Origin of the sequence: Corallococcus llansteffanensis (assembly GCF_003612055.1) — a bacterium.
Classification (GTDB): domain Bacteria; phylum Myxococcota; class Myxococcia; order Myxococcales; family Myxococcaceae; genus Corallococcus; species Corallococcus llansteffanensis.
Map to the genome: position 1 here is coordinate 1 of NZ_RAWB01000643.1, position 5,264 is coordinate 5,264.

Annotated in this window: 3 protein-coding genes; all 3 read right to left on the bottom strand. The window is 72.4% G+C overall.

Translation table 11 applies throughout. The features are described 5' to 3' along the window. Positions 1-285 precede the first annotated feature (285 nt). Positions 286-2,769, bottom strand: coding sequence for a signal peptide peptidase SppA (gene sppA, locus D7V93_RS37160; RefSeq protein ID WP_120647851.1), 2,484 nt, complete (start codon positions 2,767-2,769; stop codon positions 286-288). Between the two features lie 48 nt (positions 2,770-2,817). Continuing rightward, complete coding sequence (locus tag D7V93_RS37165) at positions 2,818-4,026, bottom strand: PEGA domain-containing protein (RefSeq protein ID WP_120647852.1); 1,209 nt, start codon at positions 4,024-4,026, stop codon at positions 2,818-2,820. Positions 4,027-4,054: 28 nt separating this feature from the next. Continuing rightward, positions 4,055-5,264: PEGA domain-containing protein (locus D7V93_RS37170; protein ID WP_147451538.1), on the bottom strand; the 1,210-nt coding region annotated here is incomplete at its 5' end.

A 5,264-nucleotide genomic window follows, 5' to 3' on the forward strand; every position in this document is an offset into this window, starting at 1 on the left:
GGTCTCGGGGTTGTCGGAATTCTCGCTCATGGGGCTCCACGCCATGACGACCCTGGAGTGCGGCGGCCACAGGGGGTCGCCGGGGACGTCAGGAGGCAGGTTTTGGGACAGGAAGCCGGACGCGGGGCCTGCGAGAAGGCCGAAACCGCCGGTTCCTGAAACCCCCCGACGGCCCTAGCGCCGGCCGGGAGGCACTCACCACCCTAACAGAGCGCCCGGTTGTGGTGCCCGGATTTTCGCCGCCCGTGCGCGTGGCGTGTTCGCCGGGTGACCCCCTGAGCCCCTTCAGCGGATGCGCACGGTGAAGGGGAGCATGGCCTTCAGGCCGGGGCGCAGCAGCTCGGGCGACCCCAGGCCCACCTCCCGGGCAAGCGAGGACAGGGCCTCCGGCGGACGCTCCGGGAGCCCCGGCAGCAGCAGCCCCGCCAGCGCGTGCACCCCGGGCTCGCCGCCCAGGCCGGAGAGGAAGCCGCGCGCGCCGCCCATCACCTCCAGGTCCAGGTCCTCGGTGGGGGACACCTTCGCGCGCTTCCGGGCCGCGAGCGTCGCCTCGTGCAGGCCGCCCAGCCCGTCCACCAGCCCGCGCGCGAGCGCGTCCTGTCCGCTCCACACGCGGCCCCGGGCGACGGCGTCCACCTTCGCCTTGTCCATCTTCCGGTTGAGCGCGACCTCGGTGATGAACGTGTCGTAGGAGTCGTCCACCCACGTCTGCACCGCGGCCTGCTGCTCCGGCGTCCACGGCTGCCACCAGTCCAGCACGTCCGCCATGTCGCCGCGCTTCAGCGTCTGCTGGTTCACCCCCAGCTTCGCGCCCAGGCCCTCCAGCGCGGGCTTCAGGTAGAAGACGCCGATGCTGCCGGTGAGCGTGGTGGGCTCCGCCAGCACCTCGTCCGCGCCCACCGCCGCGTAGTAGCCGCCGGAGGCCGCCGCGTCGCCCATGGAGGCGACGACGGGCTTGTGCTTCTTGGCCTCCAGCACCGCGCGGTACATCAGGTCCGACGCCAGCACGTCGCCGCCGCCGGAGTCCACGCGCAGGATGATGGCCACCACGGACGGGTCCTCCTGCGCCCGCTCCAGCGCGCGCACCACCGTCTCCGCGCCCGCGAGCCTGGAGAAGCCCAGCGGATCCTCGCGGCTGCGGCCCCCGGTGATGTCGCCCAGAATCGGCACCACCGCGATGCGGCGGCGCAGCCCCCAGCGGTCCTCGCGCTCGTCGCGCGGCGAGTACGTGGGCACGAAGCGCTGGCCGGGGAACCACTCCGCCACGCGCGCGTCCAGCTCCGTCGCGGACACCACGCCGTCCAGCAGGCCCGCCTGCTGCGCCCGGCGCGAGGACAGGATGCCGCCCGTCCACGCCTGGCGCAGCTTCTCCGGCGACAGCTTGCGCCCGGCCTCCACGGCCTTCTCGTAGTGGGCCATCTGGCCGTCCAGGTACGCGTCCAGCGTCTCCTGCTCCGCGGGGCTCATGTCGGAGCGGGTGAGCTGATCCGTCGCCGTCTTGTACTCACCCACGCGCGCCACGTCCCAGTGGATGCCCAGCTTCTCCATGGTCCCGCCCAGCGACGTCACGCTGGCGGACAGGCCGTTGATGGGCAGCGACGCCTCCGTGAGCGCGTACACGCCGTCCGCCGCCGACGCCACGAGGTACGAGCGGTCATCGCCCGACAGCATCACCACCACGACCTTCTTGCCCGCCTGCCGCAGGCGCAGGAACGCCTGGCGCAGCTCCTCCGCCCCGCCCCAGCCCAGGCCAGGCAGGCCCTCCATCTTCACCACCACGCCCTGGAGCCGCTCGTCGCGCGTGGCGAGGTCCAGGAACTTGAGCAGCCGCAGGTAGGGGTCCGACTCGCTCACGCCCAGCACCGACAGCACCGGGCTCACGCCGCCCGCCAGCATGTCGTCCAGGTCCAGCAGCGTCACCACCCCGTTCGAGCCGTGCACGGAGCGGTAGGTCTCCGACGACAGGCGCAGCTGCAGCACGTGGTCCAGGCCGTTGCCCGCGCCGCCCGCCGCGTACGTCAGGCCCGCGTGGCCCAGGTCCACCGTGGCGGAGAACTGGAGCGCCAGCGGGATGCCGCTGACGAAGCCGTGGGACAGCCCGCCGCCCAGCCGCAGCCCGCGCAGCACCTCCGCCTGCACCGTGTACGTGGCCTGGCCTTCCCGGAAGCCGCCTTCGGCGAAGAGCCAGTCCACGCCCAGCGTGTAGCGCTCGTCCAGCGGGCGCAGGCCCACGCCGAAGTTGTAGCGGCGCGGCAGCTTGAGCCCGTCGCTCTCGGGGGCGTTCAAGTCCTTCGCCACCGCGGCCAGGGACAGGAAGCGGGCGGGGCGCGCGGTGAGGCCCACGTCCCAGCTGGTGAGTCCGCCAATGGCGCGGTCGTCGGAGCTGAAGTCGTGCAGGGCCGCGCCCAACTGCAGCGTGCGGGGCCCCATCGACAGGCCGAAGGACGTCTTGCGGTAGTCGGGCGCGTCCTCGCCGCGGATCCACTCCAGGGAGAAGCCCGCGCCCAGGCCCAGGAGGTTCGTGCCCAGGAAGACGGCGTCGCCCACGGCGTCCGACTCCAGGTTGCGCTCGTGCAGGTAGAAGAGCTGGCCCGCGTCGATGAAGCCCAGGCCGGCGGGGTTGAGCGACAGCGCGGGCGCTTCGTCCACGAGCGCCGCGTTGGTGGGCGGCAGCGTGATGCCCTGGGGCGGGGTGGGCGCGCGGACGACGGCGCCCGTCTGCGCGAGCGCGAACGTCGGGAGGAGGGTCAACAGCGGCAGGAGGCGCATGCGGCCCGGGACTCTAGGGGCAGTCCGTCCCGGGACAAGCGCCGTCCGCTACCAATCCTCGGTTCCCGACATCGAATCCAAGGGGTCATCCGTGGAGCGTTTCTTCTCGGACTGTTTCTGCTGGCCGCCCCGGTCCTCCGAGCTCCAGTCCTCCGCGCCGCTGCGGCCCTCCAGCGGATCCTTGGCGCGGATGACCTTCTCGCCCTCGGTGTTGATGAGCTGGTTGACCACCCGCTCCATCTCCAGCTTGAGCTGCCCGTATTCGTCGCCCTGGAGCACGAGCCGCCGCGAACCCAGGCGCTTGCCGCTCTTCACGTCGAAGAGGCCCACGGCCAGCTCCGTGCCCTTCTCCGGGATGACGCGCACGGTGCCCAGCAGCGTCCGGTCCAGCCCCAGCGACTTGCCCAGCGCCACGACGGCGTTGGCCGGCTTGTCGCTGGGACGCGACACGTCGCCCAGCACCTTGTCGAGCTGCACGTCGTAGGCCTTGTACGTGGCCGTCGGAACGAGCGCCGCGCTGACCTCCGTGTCATCCGGCGTCACTTCCGCGATCTGTCCGAACTGGCGGAAGCCGGGGCGCTCCATCCGCACCAGGTGCTTGCCCACCGGCAGCGCGGGGAGCGTCACGGGCGTGTAGCCCACCGCCTCGCCGTCCACGTAGACGCGCGCGCCCGCAGGGCGCGACTTGAAGGTGGCGGTGCCGCGCAGTTGCGACGTGCGGCTCGTGGCCACCTGCACCCGCAGGCCGATGAAGTCCCGGCTGAAGCGCTTGGGGTTCAATTCGAAGGTGGGGTTGAGCGCCATCAGGTCGATGAGCAGCAGCTTCGCCTCCTCCACGTCGCCCCGCAGCTGGAGGATGGCGCCGTGCAGCGCGAGCGCGTCGCACAGCGGGAAGCACGAGTGCATGGCCGCGACCGAGCCCTCCACTTCCTTGAGCGTCGCGCGCACCTTGCGCTCCGCGTCCTCGTACTCGCGCGCCTCGAAGGCCTTGACGCTCTCTTCGAAGCCCTTCTTCGCGCGCTGGAACGACGCCTGCGCCGCCGCGTCGTCCGGCAGGCCGAAGAGGTCCTTCGGCTTGCGCACGGAGTAGTTGGCGAAGTTGCCGAGCGCGTCGTTCATGTAGCTCTCCATCTGCACCCCCGAGGACTCGGACGACGGGTCCATGGGGATGAGCAGCGCGGAGATGCGGCCCGGGTTGGGCGAGGACGACAGCGCCACGGCGGGCAGCAACACGAGCGCGAGCGAGAGGGCTTTCATGGGGAGTCCTGGAAGCTTGACGCCAAAGCTAGAAGGAAATTCCACCGGGCAGGCCGTTCACCGGGTTGAAGCCGGGGGCGCGGTCCGTCGTGGCCACGTACACCACGCCCGCCGTCACCGCCGCCACGCCCGCCGCCGCGGCCCAGAACCAGGGCTTGCGCAGCATGGAGTCACCCGAGGACGCCACCTCGTCGCGGCCCGGCTTCTTGCCCTGGGGCAGGGCGGAGCCGGTGAGGAAGGTGTGCACCTGGTCCGCGGCGTCGTTCGCGCTGCCCTTGCCGTCGCGCGCGCCGAAGTCCACCTCCACGCCCTTCAGCCGGTTCTTCGTGCGCAGGTCCCACGCCTGCACCTCGCCATGCAGGCGGCCCTTCTTGTCCTGGAACGCCGCCGCCAGCACCACGTAGCGCGCGTTGAGCCGCTCGCCGATGGCGCCCACTTCCGGGGGAACGCCGTCGTCGGAGAAGGCCTTCTCCGTGCCGGCCTTCGCGGCCGCGTCACGCAGCGCGGCCAGGCCGGGCGCGGAGGACAGCTTCGCCTTCACCTCGGTGGGGGCGGACGGCTTCACCTCCGTGTACGTCACGGAGGGGGCGTAGCCCGGCAGCACCACCTGCACGGGGTAGCGGCCCGGCGGCAGCTTGACGGACGAAAGCGGCGTCGCGCCCACGTCGCGGCCGCGCACCAGCACGCGCGCGCCCTGCGGCTGGGACGTCACCACCAGCGAGCCCTGGGGCTGCGCGGTCAGCTCCTTCTGCGCCTCCGCGAACACCCGCTGCACGTCCTGGCCGAACTGGCCCGCGTCCGGGCGCAGGGACGGCTCCGCCACCATCGCGTTCGTGAAGGCGGCCTTCGCGCCCGTCACGTCGCCGTTGAGCAGCAGCGAGGCGCCCTGGAAGAGGTACGCCTCTCCCAGCTTCTCCGGGCGCAGGTCGCCCGGACGCTGCACGTACGCGTCCGCGGCCGCCTTGAACTTCACCGCCGCGGTGTCGGGGTCCAGGTTGTCGTACGCGGAGCGGCCCTCGTCGAAGAGCGCGTCACCCCGGGGGATGCCCTGGGGCTCCGGCGCCGGGAACGCGGACGCCAGGTCCACGAACTCCACGTCGCCCGCGGCGCCCAGCTTCCGCGACAGCGTGTCCTCCAGCTTCGCCGCCTGGTCCGACGCGGCCGACTGGCGGGCCACGCCGAACAGCGCCACCGCCTTGGACGGCGCCGCGCGCACGACGGGCGCGGCGGCCGGAGTC

Coding starts and splice junctions, on each gene's coding strand:
- sppA (WP_120647851.1), bottom strand. CDS start 2,769: ATGCGCCTCCTGCCGCTGTTGACCCTCCTCCCGACGTTCGCGCTCGCG.
- D7V93_RS37165 (WP_120647852.1), bottom strand. CDS start 4,026: ATGAAAGCCCTCTCGCTCGCGCTCGTGTTGCTGCCCGCCGTGGCGCTG.